Origin of the sequence: Novosphingobium sediminicola, assembly GCF_014196525.1 — a bacterium.
In the GTDB taxonomy this organism is placed as follows: Bacteria; Pseudomonadota; Alphaproteobacteria; order Sphingomonadales; family Sphingomonadaceae; genus Novosphingobium; species Novosphingobium sediminicola.
In genome coordinates, this window is the sequence record NZ_JACIDX010000008.1 from 112,506 (window position 1) to 134,887 (window position 22,382).

Annotated in this window: 19 protein-coding genes; 18 read left to right on the forward strand and 1 reads right to left on the reverse strand. The window is 65.9% G+C overall.

Going from position 1 to position 22,382, the window contains the following annotated elements:
- Positions 1-78 precede the first annotated feature (78 nt).
- The 16 genes from GGR38_RS24155 to GGR38_RS11665 all read left to right on the forward strand — a co-directional run bounded on the left by GGR38_RS24155 (position 79) and on the right by GGR38_RS11665 (position 17,789).
- The gene (locus GGR38_RS24155; RefSeq protein WP_246404527.1) at positions 79-258 is read left to right on the forward strand and encodes a hypothetical protein; all 180 of its coding nucleotides are present in this window, start codon (positions 79-81) and stop codon (positions 256-258) included.
- On the forward strand, positions 255-1,523 hold the full coding sequence (locus GGR38_RS11595) for an AtzE family amidohydrolase (RefSeq protein WP_246404528.1): 1,269 nt from the start codon (positions 255-257) through the stop codon (positions 1,521-1,523). Before GGR38_RS24155 ends, GGR38_RS11595 begins: the two co-directional genes overlap by 4 nt.
- Entirely contained in the window at positions 1,520-2,854 is a 1,335-nt protein-coding gene (locus GGR38_RS11600) for an NCS2 family permease (RefSeq protein ID WP_183625679.1), read from the forward strand. The genes GGR38_RS11595 and GGR38_RS11600 overlap by 4 nt, the downstream gene beginning before the upstream one ends.
- A complete protein-coding gene (locus tag GGR38_RS11605; RefSeq protein ID WP_183625680.1) occupies positions 2,854-4,431 on the forward strand; it encodes a gamma-glutamyltransferase family protein in 1,578 nt (525 codons plus the stop codon). The genes GGR38_RS11600 and GGR38_RS11605 overlap by 1 nt, the downstream gene beginning before the upstream one ends.
- On the forward strand, positions 4,425-5,651 hold the full coding sequence (locus tag GGR38_RS11610; RefSeq protein WP_183625682.1) for an allantoate amidohydrolase: 1,227 nt from the start codon (positions 4,425-4,427) through the stop codon (positions 5,649-5,651). Before GGR38_RS11605 ends, GGR38_RS11610 begins: the two co-directional genes overlap by 7 nt.
- Entirely contained in the window at positions 5,644-6,882 is a 1,239-nt protein-coding gene (locus GGR38_RS11615) for a pyridoxal-phosphate-dependent aminotransferase family protein (RefSeq protein WP_183625683.1), read from the forward strand. The genes GGR38_RS11610 and GGR38_RS11615 overlap by 8 nt, the downstream gene beginning before the upstream one ends.
- On the forward strand, positions 6,879-7,772 hold the full coding sequence (gene puuE, locus GGR38_RS11620) for an allantoinase PuuE (RefSeq protein WP_183625684.1): 894 nt from the start codon (positions 6,879-6,881) through the stop codon (positions 7,770-7,772). The genes GGR38_RS11615 and puuE overlap by 4 nt, the downstream gene beginning before the upstream one ends.
- Complete coding sequence (gene hpxZ, locus GGR38_RS11625) at positions 7,769-8,161, forward strand: oxalurate catabolism protein HpxZ (RefSeq protein ID WP_183625685.1); 393 nt, start codon at positions 7,769-7,771, stop codon at positions 8,159-8,161. The genes puuE and hpxZ overlap by 4 nt, the downstream gene beginning before the upstream one ends.
- Positions 8,158-8,598 (forward strand): 2-oxo-4-hydroxy-4-carboxy-5-ureidoimidazoline decarboxylase, encoded by a 441-nt coding sequence (gene uraD / locus GGR38_RS11630; RefSeq protein WP_183625686.1) that lies wholly within the window; start codon positions 8,158-8,160, stop codon positions 8,596-8,598. The genes hpxZ and uraD overlap by 4 nt, the downstream gene beginning before the upstream one ends.
- Complete coding sequence (gene uraH / locus GGR38_RS11635) at positions 8,595-8,945, forward strand: hydroxyisourate hydrolase (protein ID WP_183625687.1); 351 nt, start codon at positions 8,595-8,597, stop codon at positions 8,943-8,945. Before uraD ends, uraH begins: the two co-directional genes overlap by 4 nt.
- 1 nt (position 8,946) lies before the next feature.
- Entirely contained in the window at positions 8,947-10,344 is a 1,398-nt protein-coding gene (gene xdhA / locus GGR38_RS11640) for a xanthine dehydrogenase small subunit (RefSeq protein ID WP_183625688.1), read from the forward strand.
- Entirely contained in the window at positions 10,337-12,622 is a 2,286-nt protein-coding gene (gene xdhB, locus GGR38_RS11645; protein WP_183625690.1) for a xanthine dehydrogenase molybdopterin binding subunit, read from the forward strand. Before xdhA ends, xdhB begins: the two co-directional genes overlap by 8 nt.
- Positions 12,619-13,521, forward strand: a complete 903-nt coding sequence (gene xdhC / locus GGR38_RS11650) for a xanthine dehydrogenase accessory protein XdhC (protein ID WP_183625692.1) — start codon at positions 12,619-12,621, stop codon at positions 13,519-13,521. Before xdhB ends, xdhC begins: the two co-directional genes overlap by 4 nt.
- Positions 13,518-14,777 (forward strand): guanine deaminase, encoded by a 1,260-nt coding sequence (gene guaD, locus GGR38_RS11655; RefSeq protein WP_183625694.1) that lies wholly within the window; start codon positions 13,518-13,520, stop codon positions 14,775-14,777. The genes xdhC and guaD overlap by 4 nt, the downstream gene beginning before the upstream one ends.
- A 9-nt stretch (positions 14,778-14,786) precedes the next feature.
- Positions 14,787-15,791, forward strand: a complete 1,005-nt coding sequence (locus tag GGR38_RS11660) for an adenosine deaminase (RefSeq protein ID WP_183625696.1) — start codon at positions 14,787-14,789, stop codon at positions 15,789-15,791.
- A gap of 195 nt (positions 15,792-15,986) precedes the next feature.
- The gene (locus tag GGR38_RS11665; protein ID WP_183625698.1) at positions 15,987-17,789 is read left to right on the forward strand and encodes a DEAD/DEAH box helicase; all 1,803 of its coding nucleotides are present in this window, start codon (positions 15,987-15,989) and stop codon (positions 17,787-17,789) included.
- A gap of 111 nt (positions 17,790-17,900) precedes the next feature.
- On the opposite strand, the gene GGR38_RS11670 is transcribed toward GGR38_RS11665, so the two are convergent.
- Positions 17,901-19,187: a sugar MFS transporter gene (locus tag GGR38_RS11670; RefSeq protein WP_183625700.1), complete on the reverse strand. Its 1,287-nt coding sequence runs from the start codon at positions 19,185-19,187 to the stop codon at positions 17,901-17,903.
- A 198-nt stretch (positions 19,188-19,385) separates the two neighbouring features.
- On the opposite strand from GGR38_RS11670, the gene GGR38_RS11675 reads away from it, so the two are divergent.
- Entirely contained in the window at positions 19,386-20,033 is a 648-nt protein-coding gene (locus GGR38_RS11675) for a trimeric intracellular cation channel family protein (protein WP_183625702.1), read from the forward strand.
- Positions 20,034-20,086: 53 nt separating this feature from the next.
- Positions 20,087-22,366 (forward strand): patatin-like protein, encoded by a 2,280-nt coding sequence (locus GGR38_RS11680; RefSeq protein ID WP_183625705.1) that lies wholly within the window; start codon positions 20,087-20,089, stop codon positions 22,364-22,366.
- Positions 22,367-22,382: the final 16 nt, after the last annotated feature.

Sequence of the window (22,382 nt, forward strand, 5' to 3'; positions counted from 1 at the left end):
ACGCATGGGGCAAAAATTTGCGCTTTCTCGCACAGGGCCGTCGGGGCAAAGAGGACAGGGGCAACATAGGGAGGCCAGATGAGCGGGGACATCGACGGCGCGACACTCGATGTCCTGCTGCGCGTGGCGGGACTGGCCCCGCCGGAGGAATGCCGCGCGGGGATCATGGCCAATCTGGCGCTGCTGGCCCGCCACGGCGCGCATTTGCGCGAGATCGACGACCCGATGGCGGACCCCGCCGAGTTGATCGCGCCATGATCGACACGTTGAATATCTTCACCACGCTCCTGCCCGAAGGCCCCTTGCCCAATGGCCTTACGCCGGACGGGCCTCTGGCGGGCACCAGCTTTGCCGCCAAGGATCTATACGATGTGGCGGGCCATGTCACACTGGCCGGTTCAAAGATCAACGCCGATGACGGCAAAGTGGCCGCGCAGGACGCCACGCTGGTGGCAAGGCTGAGGGCGGCGGGGAGCCGGTTGGTCGGCATGACCAACATGGACGAATATGCCTATGGTTTCGCCACGGAAAACAGCCATTACGGCACCACGCGCAACCCGCATGATCCCGCGCGCATCGCGGGCGGTTCATCGGGCGGATCGGCGGCGGCGGTGGCGGCAGGGCTGGTGGATATTGCGCTGGGCTCGGACACCAACGGGTCGATCCGGGTGCCCGCCTCACTCTGCGGGGTCTATGGGCTGAAGCCCACCTTTGGCCGCCTGTCGCGCGCGGGGGTCTATCCCTTTGTGCACAGCCTCGACCATGCCGGATTGTTCGCCCGCAGCCCGGCGATGCTGGCCGCGGCCTATGACGCAATGCAAGGCCCCGACCCGCGCGACCCCGCGCAAGGCCAACGCCCGGTCGAACCCACCGGTTTCACACCCGAGATGCCCCCCCTGCGCGTGGGCGTGCTGGGCGGATTTTTCGCAGCCGGCGCCGCGCCGGAGGCTCATGCGGCGCTGGCCCATGTCGCCGATGGTCTGACGGGTCTGGGCTGTTCCATCGCCCCCGCCCTGCTCAATGGGGCCAGTCAGGCGCGTTCGGCGGCCTTTTGCATGACCGCGATGGAGGGGGGTAGCCTGCACCGCGCCGATCTCATGACGCGCCCGATGGATTTTGATCCGGCCGTGCGCGACCGGATGCTGGCCGGATTGCTGATGCCTGCCGATCTGCTGCTGGCCGCGCGACGGGTGCGGCGGATCGTGGCCGATCAGGCCCGCGCACTGTTTGCCGATTTCGACCTGCTGCTCTCCCCCGCCACGCCATGCAGCGCCCCGCGCATCGGCGAGGCCACCATCGAGATCGAAGGCCAGCAGGTCCCCGTCCGCGCCAATCTGGGCATGTTCTGCCAGCCGATCAGCTTTATCGGCCTGCCCGCGATCTCCGTCCCAGCATTGGCCGACACACCCCTGCCGATCGGCGTCCAGATGATCGCGCCCGCATGGGCCGAAGCGCGCCTGATCGACGCCGCCCACCACCTTCACCGCGCCGGGATCACCGGCACCACAGGACCCACGCCATGAGCCTGACTTCTACGCTCGACCGCCATTTCGCGCTATCCGAAAGGGGCACTTCGATCCGCACCGAGGTGCTGGCCGGGGCGACGACTTTCCTGACCATGGCCTATATCATTCTGGTCAACCCCTCGATCCTCGGGCTGGCCGGAATGCCGGTGGCAGGGGTTGCGGCGGCCACGTGTTTTGCCGCCGGTTTCGCCAGCATCCTGATGGGCACGATCGCCAATACGCCGCTGGCGCTGGCGCCGGGCATGGGGCTCAACGCCTATTTCAGCTTTACCGTGGTCCAGTCGATGCATGTGCCATGGCCGGTGGCGCTGGGCTGCGTGTTTGTCTCAGGCGCGATTTTCCTGATCCTGACGCTGGCGGGGATACGCCAGATGATCGTGGCGGCGATTCCTGCCCATCTGTTCGCGGCGGTGGCGGCGGGGATTGGCCTGTTCATCGGGCTGATTGGCCTCAAAAACGGCGGTCTAGTGGTCAACAGCCCGGCCACGGGGCTGGCGCTGGGCAATCTGCATGAAAGCGGGCCGATTCTGGCGATTGTCGGCCTTGTGCTGGTGGTGGCGCTGCATGTGTGGCGGGTGAATGCGGCCATCCTGATCGCCATTGCCACCACGACGGTTCTGGCATGGATCGTGGGCGCGGTCAGCTTTGACGTAAAACCCTATTCCATTGCCGCCATGACCGAGACGGTGGGCAAGCTCGACCTTGGCGGCGTGTTCGGCTTTGGCGGCAAGGCTGGGTTGGGGATTTTCGAAATCCTGTTCGTGTTCCTCTTCGTCGATCTGTTCGACAATCTGGGCACGCTGATGGCGGTGACGCGGCGCGCTGGCCTGATTGAACCGGCGGGCAATATTCCGGGGCTGAACCGGATGCTGGTGGCCGATTCGCTGGCCACGATGGTGGGCGCGGTGGCGGGCACATCCACCGTCACCTCCTATGTCGAAAGCGCCAGCGGGGTTGAGGTCGGCGGGCGCACCGGCCTGACCGCGATTGTCACAGGCGTACTGTTTCTGGCCGCGATGTTCGTTGCCCCCTATGCGCAATTGGTGCCCAGCGCGGCAACCGCGCCCGCGCTGATTTTGGTGGGCGCGTTGATGATGGTGCCATTGGCGGACGTGGAATGGACCGATCCGGAGGCCGCGATCCCGGCCTTCCTGACGCTGGTGGGCATTCCTTTCACCTTTTCCATCGCCAATGGTCTGGCGCTGGGCATTGCCGCCCATGCGCTGATCAAACTGGTGCGCGGCAAGACCACGCAAAAGGACTGGCTGCTGCTGGCGCTGGCGGGGCTGTTTATCGCGCGCTTCGTCTGGCTGACGGGGGCAGCGTGATGCAGACAGTTCGCGGCGCACAAGGCATCGTCACCGCGCCGCATTATCTGGCATCGCGCGCGGGCCTGTCGGTCTTGCGCGATGGCGGGACGGCGGTGGAGGCCTGCGTGGCGGTGGCGGCGGCGCTGGCCGTGGTCTATCCGCATATGACCGGGATCGGCGGCGATGGCTTCTGGGTGATCCGCGAGGGCGATGGGCGCGTTCATGGCGTCCACGGCTGCGGCGGCGCGGCGGAAAAGGCGGATCTTGCGCTTTATGCCGGGCTTGATGCCGTGCCATGGCGCGGGCCTCTGGCGGCCAACACCGTGGCAGGCACGATCAGCGGGTGGCAGACGGCGCTGGAAAGCGATGGCGGGGCTTTGCCTTTGGAACGCCTGCTGCGCGATGCCATCGCCCATGCCGAGGCGGGCGTGGCGATAACGCGCGGCGGGGCGGAAATTGCCGCCGCCAAGGGCCCGGAATTGCGCATTCAGCCGGGCGCCTATGCCGCCGTGTTCGAGCCCGATGGCCAGCCCCTGCGCGAAGGGGATATTCTGCGCCAGCCCTTGCTGGCCGCGACATTGCGACGCCTGTGCGAGGAGGGGCTGGAGAGCTTCTATCGCGGTCCTCTGGCGGCGGATATGGCCGAGGATCTGGCCGCGCTGGGCAGCCCGGTTGCGGCCTCCGACATGGCCGCGCATCGCGCCACGCGCCCGGCCCCGCCGCATGTGCGGACCAGCCACGGCACGCTGTATAATGCCGCCCCGCCGACGCAGGGGGTGGCCTCGCTCTTGATCCTCGCTCTGTTCGACCGGTTGCAGGCGGGCGCGGTGGATGGGTTCGATCATATTCATGGGCTGGTGGAGGCCACCAAGCAGGCCTTCCTCTGGCGCGACCGGCATTGCGGCGATCCGCAATATATGGAGGGCGATCCGCAGGCCCTGCTCGACGATCCCGCCGCGCTGGACGCGATGGCCGCGCGGATTGATCCGGCCCGCGCCCTGCCATGGCCCCAGCCCAGCCAGTGGGGCGACACCTGTTGGTTCGGCGCCGCCGATGGCAGGGGGCAGGTCGTCTCCTGCATTCAAAGCACCTATTTCGAATTTGGCTCGGGGCTGGTTTTGCCGCGCACCGGGATCACATGGCAGAACCGGGGGGCATCGTTTCGTCTGACGCCGGGGGGATGGAATGCGCTCAAACCCTTTCGCAAGCCGTTCCACACTTTGAATCCCGCGCTGGCCCTGTTCGATGATGGCCGCGTGATGGCCTATGGCACGATGGGCGGCGAGGGACAGCCCCAGACCCAAGCCGCGCTCTTTTCCCGCTATGCCCGCTTTGGCGCGGATCTTCAGGAGGCGATCTCCGCCCCGCGCTGGCTGCTGGGCCGGACATGGGGGGATCAGAGCACCACGCTCAAGATCGAGGACGGGTTTGCGCCCGAGGTCTATGATGCGCTGATCGCGGCGGGCCATGATGTCGAGCGCGTCGGGCCGATCACGGCGATGATGGGCCATGCGGGCGCGATTGTGTGCCACCCCGATGGCGGATTGGAAGGCGCCACCGACCCGCGCAGCGATGGCGAGGCCGCAGCATGGTAGGCGGGGCCAGAGCCACCCGGCGCTGCGAGGCTTTGGGCGCCATGCCCTTTTCCGACATGGAGGGCGGGCTCTACCGCGCATGGCTGAGCCCCGCCTATCGCGCCGCGCGTGAACAGCTCTCGGCATGGATGGTCGAGGCGGGCATGACCCCGCGCACCGATGCGGCGGCCAATCTGATCGGGCGCTATCCCGGCACGCAGGACATGCCGCCCCTCATCATCGCCAGCCATTTGGACAGCGTGCGCGATGGCGGGTTTTACGACGGGCCTTTGGGGGTGATGCTGGGGCTGGAATGCGTGGCGGCGCTCTCGGCCTCCGGGCGGCGCATGCCCTTTCCTATCGAGGTCATCGCCTTTGGCGACGAGGAGGGCAGCCGCTTTCCCGCCGCCATGCTGACCAGCAAGGCGGTGGCGGGGGTTCTGGATGGCGTGCCGGACATGGCCGATGCCAAAGGCATCACGCTGGCGCAGGCTTTGGCCGAATATGGCCTTTCGCCCGGTGGGCTGGCGGGCGCGCGGCATCCCGGCGCGCTGGCCTATCTGGAGGCGCATATCGAGCAAGGCCCGGTGCTGGAGGCCGAGGGGCTGGCGCTGGGCGTCGTCACCGGGATTGCCGCGCAGTTGCGCTATGGCATGGTGGTGCGCGGGCTGGCAGGCCATGCGGGGACAAGCTCGATGCCGCTGCGCCGCGATGCCTTGGCCGGGGCGGCGGAAATGGTGCTGGCGGTGGAGGCCATCGCGCGGGCGGATGAGAGCGATCTGGTCGCCACGGTGGGCCGGATCGAGGCTTTGCCGGGCGCGGCCAATGTCATTGCGGGCGAGGTGCGTTTTACGCTCGACGTGCGCGCCGGCGATGCAGGGCGGCGCAACCGGGCAGCGGAGGAGATCCTCGACGCGCTGGTCGATATTGCCGATGCGCGCGGGCTGGATTTTGAATTTGAGCGGGTCCACGATCTGCCCGCCAGCCCATGCGACGGGCGGCTGATGGATTGGCTGGAGGAGGCGCTGGTGGAGAACGGGCATCCTGCGCGGCGGCTGGTGTCGGGAGCGGGGCATGATGCGATGGTGATGGCGCAATTGTGCCCCACCGCGATGCTGTTCATCCGTTGCCGCGACGGCATCAGCCACAATCCCGCCGAATATGTCGAGCCCGCCGATGCCGAGGCGGCATTGGCCGTCATGTTGGGCTTTATCGAGAAATTGGGAGCGACCTATGCTTGATCCGCTGCTCTTTGGCGAGATCGATCCGCCGCAACGCCTGTTGATGGGGCCGGGGCCGGTCAATGCCCATCCGCGCGTGCTGCGCGCGATGAGCGCGGATTTGCTGGGCCAATTCGACCCGGAAATGACCGCCTATATGAATCAGGTGATGGCGCTCTATCGCCCGATCTTTGGCACAGGCAATCGCTGGACCATGCTGGTGGACGGCACGGCGCGCGCGGGGATCGAGGCGGCTCTGGTCAGCCTGATCCAGCCGGGCGAGACAGCGCTGGTGGTCAATTTCGGGCGCTTTGGGCTGCTCTTGCAGGAGATCCTGACGCGGATCGGCGCGCGGTTCGAAACCGTCGATGCGCCATGGGGACAGGTCGTGCCGATGGAGGCGATCCGCTATGCCGCGCTGCGGGTGCGCCCCGCGCTGATTTGCAGCGTGCATGGCGATACGTCCACCACGATGGCCCAGCCCCTAGACGGGCTTGGCGCGATCGCCCGCGAGGTCGGCGCGCTGACCTATATTGACGCGACCGCCACGATCGGAGGTATGGAAATCGCCGCCGACCGCTGGGGTGTCGATGTCATCACGGGGGGCCTGCAAAAGTGTCTGGGCGGGCCGTCGGGCAGCGCGCCGATCACCATTTCCGACGCCGCCGCCGAGAAGATCTTCGCCCGCCGCCATGATGAAAAGGGCATTCGCAGCCCCGATGCCGTCGATGGCCATGGGCCGCGCATCGGCTCGAACTATTTCGATCTGGCCATGGTGATGGATTACTGGAGCGAGAAACGGCTGAACCACCATACCGAGGCGACGAGCATGCTCTATGGCGCGCGAGAATGCGCGCGCGTGGCCTTGGGCGAAGGGTTGGAGGCGCGATACCGCCGCCACCGCGCGGCGGGCGTAGCGATGAGCGCAGGGCTGCGCGCGATGGGCCTGACCTTGTTTGGCGATGATGCCCACCGGATGACTAATGTCACGGGCGTCTACATCCCCGATGGCGTCGATGGCGAGGCGATCCGCCGCGCGATGCGCGAGCATTTCGAGATCGAGATCGGCACCGCCTTTGGCCCGCTGGCAGGGCGGATCTGGCGGATCGGGGCGATGGGCTATAATGCGATGAAGCATAAGGTGCTGATAACGCTGGCCGCTTTGGAGGCTTGTTTGAACGCGCAGGGGTTCAACCTGCCGATGGGCGCGGCGGTTCCCGCGGCGCTCTCCGCTTGGGACGATGCCCAATGAGCCGCGACCTGATCGGCTATGGCCCTACGCCGCCTGATGCCGGGTGGCCGGGCGGCGCGCGCGTGGCGGTCAATTTCGTCATCAATTATGAGGAAGGCGCGGAGAACAGCCCGCTTTACGGCGATGAACTGTCCGAAGGCTTCCTGTCCGACATGGTGGGCGCCGCGCGCCATCCGGCCCGCGCGATGGCCATGGAAAGCCTCTATGAATATGGCAGCCGCGCCGGTTTCTGGCGGCTGCACCGCCTGTTTACCGATCGCGCCGCGCCCGTCACCGTGTTCGGCGTGGCCGCCGCGATGGAGCAGAACCCGGCGGCGGTCGAGGCCATGCTGAAGGCCGATTGGGAGGTGGCGACGCATGGCTACCGCTGGATCGACTATCAAACTATCGCGCCCGAGGTCGAGGCCGAGCATATCGCCAAAGCCATCGAGATCCACACAGCGCTGACCGGAGAGCGCCCGCTGGGCTGGTATCAGGGGCGCACCAGCCCCAATACCGCGCGCCTCGTGGCGCAGGAGGGCGGGTTTCTCTACGATGCCGATTCCTATGCCGATGATCTGCCCTATTGGGATGATCGTTTCGGCAAACCGCAGCTCATCGTGCCCTACAGTCTCGACGCCAATGACATGAAGATGGTCGCGCTCAACGGCTTTACCGAAGGCGAGCAATTCTTTCGCTATCTGCGCGACACGTTCGACCAACTGGCCGAGGAAGGCGGTCGGATGATGAGCATCGGCCTGCATGGGCGCATCGCGGGGCGGCCCGGACGGACGCGGGCGGTGGCACGTTTCCTCGACCATGTGATGCAAAGCGGCGCGGCGTGGATCACCACAAGGCGCGACATCGCCCGCCACTGGATCGCCACCCACCCTTATGGAGGCGGCGCATGACCATCGACGATCCGGTGCTGCTGGCCGAAGTTACGGCGGCGTTTCAAGAATATGAGCGCGCCTTGATGACGGATGACATTCCCGCGATGGACGCGCTGTTTCACGATGCGCCCACCACCAACCGCTATGGCGTGGGTGAGGTGCTCTATGGCATCGAGGCGATCAGGGAGTTTCGCAAGGGGCGCGGCGGATCGCCCCAGCGGCGGCTGGGCCGGGTTGCGATCACGACCTATGGCGATGCCTTTGCCACCGCGGACGCCGAATTTTTCCGCGAAGGATCGGATCGCCGCGGACGCCAGACGCAAAGCTGGGTCAAATTTCCCGATGGCGGTTTCGGGGGCTGGAAAGTCGTCTCCGCCCATGTCAGCATGGAAGGCAATTCGCATTGAGCGCCCTGTTTGAACATTCGCCCTGGGTGGAAGCGCGGGCCGATGCCGCGCCATCATCGGGCGACCGCCATGCCGATCTGATGGCGGCGGTCTATGGCGCCAGCCGCACAGAGCAGCTTGCCCTGATCCGCGCTCACCCTGAACTGGCGGGCAAGGCGGCTATGGACGGCAATCTGACGCAGGCCAGCGCCGCCGAGCAGGCCAGCGCCGGGCTGGATCGGTTGACGCCGGAGGAATTTGCCCGGTTTCATGCGCTTAACGCGGCCTATCGCGCAGCCCATGACATGCCCTTCATCATCTGCGTGCGGCTGACCGACAAGGCTGGTATATTGGCCGCGATGGAGGAGCGCGCAGCCCACGATACCGAGACGGAAATCGCCGCCGCGCTGCTCGAAATCGGAAAGATCACCAAGTTGCGGCTGGAGGATCAGCCATGAGCAGCCTTTCGACCCACGTTCTCGACACGATGCACGGCACACCTGCCGCCGGGATGGCGGTGCGGCTGACCGGGCCGTATGGGCTGGCGGCGCAGGGGGTGACCAATGAGGACGGGCGCGTCGCCAATCTGGCCCCGGCCGATCTGGCGCCGGGGCGCTATCGGCTGAGCTTTGCCGTGGCGGATTATTTCCGGGGCCGGGGCGTGGCCCTGCCCGATCCGCCATTTCTGGATGAAGTCTCGATTGATTTCGGCATAGCCCAAAGCAGCGGGGCCGAACGCGGCGGACATTACCATGTGCCGCTGCTCGTCTCGCCCTTTTCCTATTCCACCTATCGCGGGAGTTGAGATGATCCGCTTTCTGCTCGACGGGCAAGTGACGGAAATCGAGGCGGGCGCGCAGGAGACCGCGCTGCACCTGATCCGCGAAAGGCTGGGCCGCAAGGGCACCAAGGAAGGCTGCGGCGAGGGCGATTGCGGGGCCTGCACGGTGCTGCTGGGGCAGATCGTGGAAGGGGCGGTGCAATGGCGCGCGGTCAATTCGTGCATCCTGTTTGCCCCCATGCTCGACGGCAAGGCACTGGTGACGGTGGAAAGCCTCGGCACGCCCGAAAGCCTCTGCGCGGTGCAGGGCGAGATGGTGGCGCGCCATGGCAGCCAGTGTGGTTTTTGCACCCCCGGTTTTATCATGAGCCTTGAAGGCCGCGCGCGGGGCGGTTTGGGCACCGTGGGGCGACCGGTGGCCGATGTGCTGTCGGGCAATCTGTGCCGCTGCACCGGCTATGGCCCGATACTGGACAGCGCGGCGGCCTGCCCCCCCGTCCCGCGCGATGATGGCGATGTGCGGGCGGCGCTGGCGGCCCTGCCGCGCGGCGAGGGGAAAAACTGGCACGTGCCGCGCTCCGCCGATGAACTGGCCGCGCTGTTGACGCAATATCCCGATGCGCGGATCGTCGCCGGGGCCACCGATGTCGGCCTGTGGGTGACCAAGCAATTGCGCGATCTGGGGCGGGTGATCTTCATCGGCGATGTGGCCGACCTGCGCGGGATTGGCGAGAGCGAGGCGGGCGTCACGCTGGGCGCGGGGGTGCGCTATTCCGATGCGTGGGATGTGCTGGCGCGGCTGCACCCGGATCTGGGCGAGCTGGTGCGGCGGATTGCCGGGACGCCGGTGCGCAATGCGGGCACGATCGGCGGCAATATCGCCAATGGATCGCCCATAGGCGACATGCCGCCCGCGCTGATCGCCTTGGGCGCGACATTAACGCTGCGCCGGGGCGATATGCGGCGAGAAATGGCGCTGGAGGACTATTTCCTCGCCTATGGCAAGCAGGACCGGCGCGAGGGTGAATTTGTCGAGGGCGTCTTCATCCCCCGCCCCGCGCCCGATGCGGTGATCGCCATTACCAAACTCTCCAAACGGTTTGACAGCGATATTTCGGCGGTGCTGGGGGCGTTTCATCTGACCATCGAGGATGGGGTGATCGCCCGCGCGCGCATCGCCTTTGGCGGCATGGCGGCCACGCCCAAACGCGCCCATGCCACCGAGGAGGCGTTGATCCGCAAGGCATGGGATGAGGCAAGTATCGAGGCGGCGATCCCCGCTCTCTCCCGCGATTATCAGCCTTTGAGCGATGTGCGCGGATCGTCGCAATATCGCCTTGCCGTGGCTGGCAACCTTTTGCGCCGCCTGTGGCTGGCGCAAATCGGCGAGGCGGTCAGCGTGCTGGAGGTGGGCCATGGCTGAGGTCCATACGCCCCATGCGCATGACAGCGCCCGCCTGCATGTGACGGGCGCGGCGGCCTATATTGACGATCTGCCGCATCCTGCCGGGCTGCTCCATCTGGCCTTTGGGCTTTCGGCGCGGGCCCATGCGCGCGTGCTGAGCATGGATCTGTCGGCGGTGATCGCGGCGCCCGGCGTCGTGGGGGTCTATACGGCCGGTGATATTCCCGGCGACAACAATGTCGGCCCGCTGCGCCATGACGAACCCCTGCTGGCGGATGGCGAAGTACATTTTGCCGGGCAGCCTTTGTTTCTGGTGGCCGCGCACACCCACGATCAGGCCCGCCGCGCGGCAAGGCTGGCCAAGGTGGATTATGAAGACCTACCCGCGCATCTGACCGTGGACGAGGCCTTGGCGGCGGGCGACCATATCGAGCCGACCCAGCGCATGGCGCGCGGCGATGCCGATGCCGCGCTGGCCGCCAGCACGCGCCGTTTGCAGGGCGCGCTGGAGATCGGCGGGCAGGAGCATTTCTACCTCGAAGGCCAGATCGCGCAGGCGATGCCGATGGAGGATGGGCAGACCCATGTCTGGTCCTCGACTCAGCATCCGTCCGAGGTGCAGCATCTGGTCGCCCATCTGCTGGGCCGCCCCAGCGCCGATGTGACGGTGGAAGCGCGGCGGCTGGGCGGCGGATTTGGCGGCAAGGAAACGCAGGCCACCGCGCCCGCCGCCGCCTGCGCGCTGGTGGCGATGAAGACCGGGCGGCCCGCGCGTCTGCGCTATGACCGCGACGACGATATGGTGCTGACCGGCAAGAGGCATGATTTTACCATCCGCTATGATGTCGGTTTTGACGATGAAGGCGTGCTGACCGGGCTGAAGCTGGAGCTGGCCTCGCGCTGCGGCATCAGCATGGACCTCTCGCCCTCGATCAACGACCGGGCGATGTTTCATGCCGACAATGCCTATTGGCTGCCTGCGGTGGAAATCCTGAGCCATCGTCTGCGCACCAACACCGTGTCGAACACCGCCTTTCGCGGCTTTGGCGGGCCGCAGGGGATGATCGCCATCGAGCGGATCATGGACGATGTGGCAGCCAACGTAGGGCGCGATCCGCTGGCCGTGCGCCGCGCCAACCTTTATGCGCCGGGGCGCGATATTACGCCTTATGGGATGCGCGTGGCGGATAATGTCGCGCCCCAGATCATGGGCGAACTGGCCGTGTCCTGCGATTATGCGGCGCGGCGGGCGGCGGTGGCGGCCTTCAACGCATCCCACCGCGTGCTCAAAAAAGGCATCGCTCTCACCCCCGTCAAATTCGGCATCAGCTTTACTGCCCAACACCTCAATCAGGCGGGCGCGCTGGTGCTGGTCTATGCCGATGGTTCGGTGCAATTGAACCATGGCGGGATCGAGATGGGGCAAGGGCTCTACACCAAGGTCGCGCAGGTGGTGGCTGATGTCTTCGCCCTGCCCCTTTCGCGCATCCGCATCATGCCCACGCGCACCGACAAAGTGCCCAACACCAGCGCCACGGCGGCCTCTTCGGGGTCAGACCTGAACGGCATGGCCGCCTATTATGCGGCGATGGAGATCAGGGGGCGGATGGCCGCATGGCTGGCCGCGCAAAATGACGTGGCGGCCGAAGATGTGCGCTTTACGCCCAAGGGCGTGGTGGCGGGCGGTGTCACCATGCCGTTTTCCGCGCTGGCCCGCATGGCCTATATGGCGCGGGTGCAATTGTGGGCCAGCGGCTTTTACGCCACGCCCGAGATTCACTATGACCGCGCCGCGCATCATGGCCGCCCCTTTTATTACTTCGCCTATGGCGCGGCCTGTTCCGAAGTCGTGATCGACACGCTGACGGGCGAGCATAAGGTGCTGCGGACGGATATTCTCCATGATGCGGGGCGCTCGCTCAATCCGGCGATTGATCTGGGGCAGGTCGAGGGCGGGTTCATTCAGGGCATGGGCTGGCTGACCACCGAGGAGCTTGTTTTCCACCCCGATGGCCGCTTGCTCAGCCACGCGCCCAGCACCTATAAGATCCCCACCGCATCCGACCGCCCCGCCCATATGGACATCCGCCTGTGGGAACGGGGCGAGAATGTCGAACCCACCATCCACCGCTCCAAGGCCGTGGGCGAGCCGCCCTTCATGCTGGCGATCAGCGTTTTCAGCGCTTTGAGCGAGGCGGTGATGGCAGCGGCCCCCGGTGTCGGCCTGCCCGCGCTGGACGCGCCCGCCACGCCGGAGCGGATACTCAAGGCCATTGCGGAGTTAAAGGCGCGATGATCTGGCAGGATCTGGCCCGGCAGGCATTGCCGCGCGAACCCGTCGCTCTCATCAGCGTGCTGGCCACGGAAGGATCTGCCCCGCGCGGGCCGGGCGCGCGCATGGCCGTGACGGCGGGCGCTATGGCGGGCACGATCGGCGGCGGGCGGCTGGAGCATCAGTTGGTGGCGCAGGCCCGCGCGATTCTGGCGCATCCGGTCGGAAGCTGGCGGGTGCAGGATTATCCTTTGGGGCCTTTGCTGGGCCAGTGCTGCGGCGGGCGGGTGCGGGTGATGGTCGAACGCCTGAGCGACGCGGCATGGTTCGATGCGCCCACGCTGACCATCCTGCGCGAGGGGGGCGTGGAGCGGCGCGCATTGGGCGACAGGCCCGCGATGGCGATCCCGGCGCGAGGCCCCCTGCCCGCCCCCGGCTTTGCCTTTGCCGAGCCGCAGGATGGGCCGCGCCTGCCGCTGATGCTGTTTGGCGCAGGCCATGTCGGGCGGGCGATTGCCGGGCGGGTCGAGGGATTGCCGCTCTCGCTGGGGTGGTATGACTGCCGCCCCGACTATGACGCGCCCGGCGTGGTGATCGCGCCCGAGGCCGAACTGGTCGAATGCGCGGCCAGCGCGGGGGGCGATCATGCGGTGCTGATCCTGACGCATGACCATGGGCTGGATTATCGGTTGGTGGCGGCGGCTTTGCGCTCGCGGGCGCGGTTTGTCGGGCTGATCGGCTCGGCCACCAAGCGTTCGCGGTTTCTGGCGCGGCTGCGCGGCGAAGGGGTGGATGCCTCGCGCCTGACCTGCCCCATCGGATTGCCCGGCATCACCGGCAAGGAGCCGGACACCATCGCCATTGCCGTATTGGCGCAATTGCTGACCTTGCCATTGGCCGCCAGCATGGAGCAGGCCGCATGATCCATGCGTTTCGCGGCGAGATCCTGACCACACCCGCCCCCGATGTGGTCCGGCATTATCCCGATGGCCTGTTGGTGGTCGAGGATGGGCTGGTGGTGGCGCTGGGGCCTTACGCCGATCTGGCGGAGCGGTTTGGCGATGTTTCGGTGGAAACCTTGCCCGGCCTGATCGTGCCCGGTTTTATCGACACCCACATCCATTATCCGCAAACCGCCCGCATCGCCGCCCATGGCCAGCAATTGCTCAGCTGGCTGGAGCAGCATATTTTCCCGGCGGAAAAGGCATTTGCCGACCGCAACCATGCCGATCACGTGGCCGCCTTCTTCCTCGACGAATTGCTGCGCAATGGCACGACCAGCGCGCTGGTTTTCGCCACCGTGCATGAGGGCAGCGTGGACGCTTTGTTCGAGGCGGCGATGACGCGCAATATGCGCATCATTTCGGGCAAGGTGCTGATGGACCTTGGGCCGGAAGGCCTGCGCGATACGCCAGAGGCCGCGCGGGGCGAGAGCGAGGCGCTGATCGCGCGGTGGCGCGGGCGCGGGCGGCTGGGCTATGCGGTGACGCCGCGCTTTGCGCTGACATCATCGGATGCGCAATTGCGCGTGGCGGGCGATCTGCTGGCCGCGCACGATGATGTGATGATGCACACGCATATGGCCGAAAACACGGGCGAATGCGCGGCGGTGGAGGCGCGGTTTGGCGCGGCGCATTATATTGACGCCTATGACCGGTTTGGGCTGGTGGGGCCGCGTTCGCTGTTTGCCCATTGCATCCATATGAATGACGCGGCGATGGGCCGCATGGGCGAGGCAGGCTCGGCCATCGCTTTTTGCCCGACCAGCAATCTGTTTCTGGGTTCGGGCCTGTTCGATCTGGCCCATGCCGACCGGTTCGGGGTGAAGGTGGGCATGGGCACGGATGTGGGCGCGGGGACGAGTTTCTCGATGCTCTCCACTCAAGGCGAGGCCTATAAGGTATGCCAGATGCGGGGCGCGGTGCTCGATCCGTTTCGCGCGCTCTATCTGGCAACGGCCGGGGGCGCGCGGGCGCTGGGCCTGTCGGACCGGATCGGGGGCTTGCAGGCGGGGCAGGAGGCTGACTTCATCGTGCTCGACCCTTGCGCCACGCCTTTGCTGGCGATGCGCACGCAGGGCGCAGGGCTGGCGGAAAGGTTATTCGCCATGCAGGTGCTGGGCGATGATCGCTGCGTGGCGCGCACCTATATTGCTGGCATCCTTGCCCATTCGCGATAGGATCAGGCCATGGACGATCTCGACCGATTCATTACCGGCATCCCCAAGGCCGAACTCCACCTGCATATCGAGGGCAGCCTTGAGCCGGAGCTGATGTTTGAACTGGCGCGGCGCAACAAAGTGGCAATCCCCTTTGCCAGCGTCGAGGACGTGCGCGCGGCCTATCAGTTCTCGAACCTTCAGGACTTTCTCGATATCTATTATGCCGGGGCGCAGGTGTTGCAGACCAAGCAGGATTTCCACGATCTGGCCGCCGCCTATTTTGCGCGGGCGCGGGCCGATGGGGTGCGCCACGCCGAGATCTTTTTTGACCCCCAGACGCATACCGACCGCGGCATCCCCTTTGATGTGGTGATCGAGGGACTGTTGTCCGGCATGGCGGCAGTCGAGGGCGTAAGCTCGAAACTGATCCTGAGCTTCCTGCGCCATCTGAACGAGGAGGCCGCCTTTGCCACATGGAGGCAAGCGGAAAAATGGCTGGACCGGATCGCGGGCGTGGGCCTCGATTCGTCCGAACTGGGCCATCCGCCGTCGAAATTCGCCCGCGTCTTTGCCGCCGCCGGAGAAGCGGGCCTCAAGCGCGTGGCCCATGCCGGCGAGGAAGGCCCGCCCGCCTATGTCCATGAGGCGCTCGACATCCTGCATATCGACCGAATCGACCATGGTAACCGCGCGCTGGAGGACCCCGCGCTGGTCGAGCGTCTGGCGCAATCGGGGATGACGCTGACCGTCTGCCCGCTTTCCAATCTGAAATTATGCGTGGTGGGCGATCTGGCCGATCATCCGATCGACCGGATGCTGGATCTGGGCCTGAACGCCACGGTCAATTCGGATGATCCGGCCTATTTCGGCGGCTATGTTGCCGAAAATTACCGGGCGGTGGCCCATGCGCGCAACCTTGGCAAAGCGCAGATCGTCCAACTGGCGCGCAACAGTTTCACCGGCTCTTTCCTGAGCGAGGCCGAGATCGCCACCCATCTGGCGACAATCGAGGAATTTGCCCGCCAAAACTAGATTTTGTGCCGCCAAGGGCCGCCCGACTCGGGCCAACCCAAAAAAAGAACAAGCCAAACGGCAATTTTCCCGCTATGGGCGCGCCATATGACGGGCTGCTGGCTGTTGTCGCGCCCTCTTTTGGCCCCTTTGGCGCCTGTTACCGAATGTTCCCATTCCTCCTGCCCCCACCGGGGCAGAGCCACAAGAGTTTGCATGACCGAATCGAACCTTCCCGCCACGCTCGCCCCCTGCATCCTTCGCGCCATTGAGACGCAGGGCTACACCTCGCTGACCGAGGTGCAGTCCAGCGTCATCAAGGAGGAAGCGCATGGCCGCGACCTCATCGTTTCGGCGCAGACCGGATCGGGCAAGACCGTGGCCTTTGGTCTGGCGATGGCCAATGACCTGCTGGACGGCGGCGAGATGCTGCCCCCCGCACGCGATCCGCTCGCGCTCATCATCGCCCCCACGCGCGAACTGGCGCTTCAGGTCAGCCGCGAGCTGACCTGGCTCTATTCGCAGGCGGGCGCGCGGATCGTGACCTGCGTTGGCGGGATGGACCCGGTCAAGGAGCGCCGCCAGTTGAACTTTGGCGCGCATATCGTGGTCGGCACGCCGGGCCGTCTGCGCGACCATCTGGAGCGCGGGGCGTTTGACCTGTCGGGCCTGAAGGCCATCGTGCTGGACGAAGCGGACGAAATGCTCGACATGGGCTTCCGCGAGGATCTGGAACAGATCCTTGAAGCCACGCCCGAAACCCGCCGCACGCTGCTGTTCTCGGCCACGATGCCGGGTCAGATCGTGGCGCTGGCCCGCCGCTATCAGCGCGACGCGCTGCGCATTTCGACCGTGGGCGAAAATCGCGGCCATGGCGACATCGCCTATCAGGTGATGACCGTAGCCCCGGCCGATATCGAACATGCCGTGGTCAACCTGCTGCGTTTCCACGAGGCCGACACCGCGATCCTGTTCTGCGCCACGCGCGACAATGTGCGCCACCTGCACGCCACGCTGGTCGAGCGCGGCTTTGCCGCCGTGGCCCTGTCGGGCGAGCATAGCCAGAACGAGCGCAACAATGCGCTTCAGGCCCTGCGCGACCGCCGCGCCCGCGTTTGCGTCGCCACCGACGTTGCCGCGCGCGGCATCGATCTGCCCAATCTGACGCTGGTGGTCCACGTGGAAATCCCGCGTGACGCCGAAACGCTTCAGCACCGTTCGGGCCGCACGGGCCGCGCGGGCAAGAAGGGCACCGCAGTCCTCATCGTTCCCTTCCCGCGCCGTCGCCGGGTTGAAATGATGCTGCGCGGCGCGCGGATCGAGGCCGAATGGACCGAGGTTCCCAGCCCCGAAGCCATCCGCGCCGCCGATCGTCAGCGGATGCTCGACAAGATGCTGGCCCCGGTCGATGCCGAGGACGATGCCGAGGATCTGGCCATCGCCGAGGAGCTGATGAGCCAGCGCAGCGCGCAGGAACTGGCGCTGGCGCTGGTGCGTTCGCATCGCGCCTCGCTGCCCCAGCCCGAAGAGCTGATCGCATCGGCCCCGGACAACATCCGTCAGGCCCATCACCGCGCCGGTTTCGAGGATGTGGCCTGGTTCCGCATCGACATCGGTCGTCAGCAGAACGCCGATCCGCGCTGGATTCTGCCGCTGCTGTGCCGCCGTGGCCATGTGACGCGCGGCGAGATCGGCGCGATCCGCATCGGCGCGAACGAGACCTTTGTGCAGATCCCGCGCAATCTGGCCGAGCGTTTTGGCAATGCCATCGCCCGCACCGCCGTTCCGGGCAGCGATGATGAGGCCGGCGTCAACATCGAGCCCAGCTCCACCGGCCCGCGCGAGCAGGCCCGCGAGCACCGTAAGGGCCGCCATGCGCCGGGCGCGCGCCGTCCTCCGCACAGCGAAGGCCATGCCCAGCACCCCAATGGCGTGAAGCCCTATCGCCCCAAGCCTGCGGGCGGTAAGGGCGGCTTTGGCGGCGGCTTTAAGGGCAAAGGCCCGCGCGGCCGCGACTAAGCCTTAGTCACCCCAAACAAAAAGGGCGGCGGAACCAACCCGGTTCCGCCGCCCTTTTGCTGTGCCCGGATGGGGCGCTTTTGGATGCGCCCCATCCGGGCGCGAAGGGGATTAACCCTCCGCCGCAGCCGGATTGCGTGCGAACCAGCCGAAATAGGCAATGACCGCATAGCAGATCGCAGGAAGCGCCAGCGACAGGGCAAGGCTGCCCATGCCATCGGCAATCGCGCCCGTGGCCAGAGGCACCACCGCGCCGCCGAAGATGGCGATGTTGATGATGCCCGAACCGTCCGCCGCCTTGGGGCCAAGCCCTTCGCAGGCGAGGCTGAAGATGGTGGGGAACATGATCGAGTTCATCAGGCCGATCAGCAGCAGGCTGTAGGCTGCCGCATGGCCGGTGGTGTTGGTCGAAATCAGGATCAGCGCAATCGCGCCCAGCGCGTTGAAGGTCAGCACCTTGCCCGGCGAGACCACGCGCAGCAGCGCAGAGCCTGCAAAACGGCCCACCAGCGCGCCCGCCCAGTAATAGGGGATATAGCCACCTGCCGAAGCATCATCGAGGCCCAGCACGCTGGACTGCTTGAGATAATTGACGATCAGCGAGCCGATCGACACTTCCGCGCCGACATAGAGGAAGATGCAGAGCGCGCCCAGACCAAAGCGCTTTTGCGACAGCAGCGCGAAGCCGGAAGCCAGCGAGGTCTGCTCATGCTGCTCGCCCTTGAGCCGGTTGCGGTTGAACCACACGACAGCGGCCACCAGCGCCAGCGCGGCGGCCAGAGCGGTGTAGGTGTTCACCACATGCTGCGTTTCGGCCATGCGATAGGCGTCGAGCGCGGGGCCGGTCAGATCCTCGACCTTCACGTCCTTGAGCTTGCCAAGGATGATCGGCGCGCCCACCAGCGGGAAGATCACCGTGCCAAGGCTGTTGAAAGCCTGCGCAAAGGTCAGGCGGCTGTGTGCGGTCTTGGCGGGGCCAAGCAGCGAGATCAGCGGGTTGGTGACGACCTGCACCACCACGACGCCGCTGGCCAGTACGAACAAGGCGGCAAGGAAGATCGCATAGGTCGCGCTTTTCGAGGCCGGGATGAAGAGCAGGCAGCCCACCATCATCGCCAGCAGCCCGGCCACCGCGCCGCGCATATAACCGATCCGCTTGACCAGCGCCGCACCGGGCAGGCCGATCAGCGCATAGGCGGTGAAGAAGCAGAATTGCACCAGCATCGCCTGGGTGTAATTCAGCGTGAAGAGTTCCTTCAGCTTGGGAATGATCACGTCATTCAGGCTGGTGATGCCGCCGAAGATGAAGAACAGCGCCATGACAAACAGGCGCAATTCCGGTGCGTCGATATTCTGGCCCGCTTGCGCGCTGCCTTTGGTGTCTGGAGCCAATGCCATGGGCGTAAATTTCCCCTCCTCTTGTGCCTTTATGCGCCTGTCATATCGACAGATCCCGTTGCAGCAATGGCGCAGCCGCAGATATAGGTATGCAAGGCGCCAAGCAGTCTAGCCCTCGGCAATCTCGACAACGCTGTCAAGCGTTTGTCCGCCACGCATACGCTTGCAAATTGCCCCGGCTTGGCGAAAAAGCGACGAATGGTGGCCGCATCCCTCTCTGTTCAGCCTGTTGTGGATGCTTCGGCATGGATCATGCCATGGCTGGATATGGCCGCGACCACGGTTTTTGCGCTCTCGGGCGCGCTGGCGGCGGCGCGGATGCGCAAGACGCTGGTCACCTTCATGTTCTTTGGCGCGATCACGGGCGTGGGCGGGGGCACCTTGCGTGATGTGCTGATCGGGGCGCCGGTGTTCTGGATGCATCGGTCCGCGCCGATTGCGATTTGCCTTGGCGCGGCGCTGGTGGTGTGGTTCACGCCGCGCCGGATCTGGCCGGAACAAGCGCTGGAATGGTTCGATGGCATCGGGCTGGCGGCCTACAGCGTGTTTGGCGCGGCCAAGGCGCTGTCTTTTGGCATACCGCCGCTGCCCGCCGCGATCATGGGGGTGGTTACGGCCTGTATGGGCGGGATTTTCCGCGATATGCTGGCGGGCGTGCCCTCGATCGTGCTGCGGCCTGAGATCTATGTGACGGCCGCGGCGCTGGCGGCGGGGTCTTATGTCGCACTGGTCAGCATGGGGGCGCATGGCGGGCTGGCGATGGGGGTGGGCTTTCTGGGCGGGCTGATCCTGCGCTTTGCCGCGATCCGCTGGCAATTGGGCCTTCCTGCCTACAAAGACCTTTAGGCGCCATGTTTAGCCGCTTGCCTGTAAACCATATTCGGCGCAGACCATGATTCATGCGTCATAAAGAGCTTCGTCTCGCTCTGGTCTGTTACGGGGGCATCAGCCTCGCGGTTTACATGCATGGCGTGACCAAGGAAGTGTGGAAACTGGCCCGCGCCAGCCGCTTGCGCCAAAACCCCGACAATCTTTTGCCCAGCGAGCGGATCTATGTCGATCTGCTGAACAGAATCGCGGATCAGTCGGCAACCCAGCTCTGGGTGCTGCCCGATATTGTTGCCGGGGCCAGCGCGGGGGGCCTCAACGGCGTGTTTCTGGCCCAGGCGATTCACACCGGGCAATCGCTGGAACCTTTGACGCGGCTGTGGCTGGAGCGCGCCGATATCGACTGCCTGCTTGATGCCGACGATCAGGGCTGGACCGGCTTTGCCAAGCAATGGGCGGTGCCTTTGGTGCGGATGCTGCTGACGCGCACCTCGCCTATATCGCACACTTCATCGGCCATTGAGGATGAGATCAGGGCCAAGCTCAACCGGCTGGTGCGTTCGCGCTGGTTCGAGGCGCCGTTCAGCGGGATCGGCTTTTCCCGCCTGATCGCCGAGGCGCTGGACGCCATGGCCGATGGCGCCTGCGGAGCGGCGCTGCTGCCCAAGGGGCACCCGCTCGACCTGTTCACTACGGCCACCGATTATGCGGGCCATCCCGAAAAGGTGGCGCTTAACAGCCCGCCATGGGTGGAGGAACGCGAGCATCGCGTGGACATCAGCTTTCGCGCGGTCGCCGGGCATGGGGCGCTGGCCGCTTTGCCCGAACTGGTCTTTGCCGCGCGCGCCTCGGCCAGTTTTCCCGGCGCATTCCCCCCGCTGCTGCCCACAGAAATCGACCGGCTGATGGCCGAGCGCGACGAGGAATGGAGCGGGCGGACGGGGTTCCTCTCACGCGTGCTGCCCGCCCATTTTGCCGCCGGGACGGTTAACGAGACCGCACTGATGGATGGCTCGATCCTCGTCAACGCGCCCTTTGCGCAGGCCATCGCCGCCCTGCCCTCGCGCCCGGCCGAACGCGAGGTGGACCGCCGCCTGCTCTATATCGACCCGACGCAGGATGTGATCACCAATGTCCGGCCCACCGGCGCGCCGGGTTTCTTCAGCGTGATCTTTCGCGCCATTTCCACCATCCCGCGTGAACAGCCGATCCGCGACAATCTGGAGGCTTTGTCCCGCCAATCGGCGGATATGGCCCGCGTGCGGCAAATCATGGCCGCAATCCAGCCCGAGGTGGAGGCCTCGGTGCGGATGGCGCTGGGCCATGACGTGCTGGGCAGTTGCCCCGATGGCGCGCAAATGGCGGCATGGCGTCAGGCATCCCACGCCGCCGCCGTCGAACAGGCAGGGTTTGCCTATCAGGCCTATGCGCGGATGAAGCTGGAGATCACGCTGGACGCGCTGGCGCAGGCGTTAACCCGCGATGGGCCGGTTTCAACGCCCGAAGCGCAGATCGGCACGCCGATCCGCAACGCGCTGGGCCGCTGGGCCAATGCCAATCTGCGCCCCAGAGGCACCGCGGGCCAAGGCATGTCGAGCGAAATGCTGGCCTTTTTGCGCAGCCATGACGGCGGTTTTCGCCTGCGCCGGATGCGCCACCTGATCCGGCGGCTGGAGGAAGCGCGCGAGGAATTGGGCGATGTGCCCGCCCATCATCACGACACCGCGCGCGATGCGGCATGGCAGGGGCTGTCGCTGGCTCTGGGCGTGGCGGCGCCGGTTCCGGCCGATCCGGAGCGGGTATTGGTTAACCCCGGAGAGGTGCTGCGCGATATGGCATCGGCCGGCGTGCTGCCGCAACTGGACGCGCGGATCGATGCCATTCTGGTTAACGCGATCCGCCATGTGCCGGGCGCACTGGGACAGGCGATGCTGCTGGCCTATCTGGGCTTTGCCTTTTACGATGTGGCCACTCTGACCCTGACGCGGGGACAGGGCGAGGCCGAAATGAACCCGGTCAAGATCGACCGAATCTCGCCGCGCGATGTGGCCCGAGGCGATGGCGCGACGGGTCTGTCGCGACGATTGAAGGGCGAGGAATTTCATCATTTCGCTGCCTTTTTCAGCCGGGCCTATCGCGAACATGATTATCTGATGGGGCGCCTGCACGGCGCGGCACGGATGGTCGATCTGTTGATCTCGACCGCGCCCGGAGCCATCGATTCGCAGGAAAGCACCCGATTCGCCCATCGCCTGTTTCATGCCATTCTTGACGAGGAACAGGGCAAGCTGACCGCCGACCCGGAGCTGATTGCCAGCCTGCGTGCGGAATTGTCTTTACGTCCTTACTAACAGACTTTAGCCAAAT

Bases quoted from the DNA above. Each gene is read 5' to 3' on its own strand.
- GGR38_RS24155 (WP_246404527.1), top strand. From the start codon at position 79: ATGAGCGGGGACATCGACGGCGCGACACTCGATGTCCTGCTGCGCGTG.
- GGR38_RS11595 (WP_246404528.1), top strand. From the start codon at position 255: ATGATCGACACGTTGAATATCTTCACCACGCTCCTGCCCGAAGGCCCC.
- GGR38_RS11600 (WP_183625679.1), top strand. From the start codon at position 1,520: ATGAGCCTGACTTCTACGCTCGACCGCCATTTCGCGCTATCCGAAAGG.
- GGR38_RS11605 (WP_183625680.1), top strand. From the start codon at position 2,854: ATGCAGACAGTTCGCGGCGCACAAGGCATCGTCACCGCGCCGCATTAT.
- GGR38_RS11610 (WP_183625682.1), top strand. From the start codon at position 4,425: ATGGTAGGCGGGGCCAGAGCCACCCGGCGCTGCGAGGCTTTGGGCGCC.
- GGR38_RS11615 (WP_183625683.1), top strand. From the start codon at position 5,644: ATGCTTGATCCGCTGCTCTTTGGCGAGATCGATCCGCCGCAACGCCTG.
- puuE (WP_183625684.1), top strand. From the start codon at position 6,879: ATGAGCCGCGACCTGATCGGCTATGGCCCTACGCCGCCTGATGCCGGG.
- hpxZ (WP_183625685.1), top strand. From the start codon at position 7,769: ATGACCATCGACGATCCGGTGCTGCTGGCCGAAGTTACGGCGGCGTTT.
- uraH (WP_183625687.1), top strand. From the start codon at position 8,595: ATGAGCAGCCTTTCGACCCACGTTCTCGACACGATGCACGGCACACCT.
- xdhA (WP_183625688.1), top strand. From the start codon at position 8,947: ATGATCCGCTTTCTGCTCGACGGGCAAGTGACGGAAATCGAGGCGGGC.
- xdhB (WP_183625690.1), top strand. From the start codon at position 10,337: ATGGCTGAGGTCCATACGCCCCATGCGCATGACAGCGCCCGCCTGCAT.
- xdhC (WP_183625692.1), top strand. From the start codon at position 12,619: ATGATCTGGCAGGATCTGGCCCGGCAGGCATTGCCGCGCGAACCCGTC.
- guaD (WP_183625694.1), top strand. From the start codon at position 13,518: ATGATCCATGCGTTTCGCGGCGAGATCCTGACCACACCCGCCCCCGAT.
- GGR38_RS11660 (WP_183625696.1), top strand. From the start codon at position 14,787: ATGGACGATCTCGACCGATTCATTACCGGCATCCCCAAGGCCGAACTC.
- GGR38_RS11665 (WP_183625698.1), top strand. From the start codon at position 15,987: ATGACCGAATCGAACCTTCCCGCCACGCTCGCCCCCTGCATCCTTCGC.
- GGR38_RS11670 (WP_183625700.1), bottom strand. From the start codon at position 19,187: ATGGCATTGGCTCCAGACACCAAAGGCAGCGCGCAAGCGGGCCAGAAT.
- GGR38_RS11675 (WP_183625702.1), top strand. From the start codon at position 19,386: ATGGTGGCCGCATCCCTCTCTGTTCAGCCTGTTGTGGATGCTTCGGCA.
- GGR38_RS11680 (WP_183625705.1), top strand. From the start codon at position 20,087: ATGCGTCATAAAGAGCTTCGTCTCGCTCTGGTCTGTTACGGGGGCATC.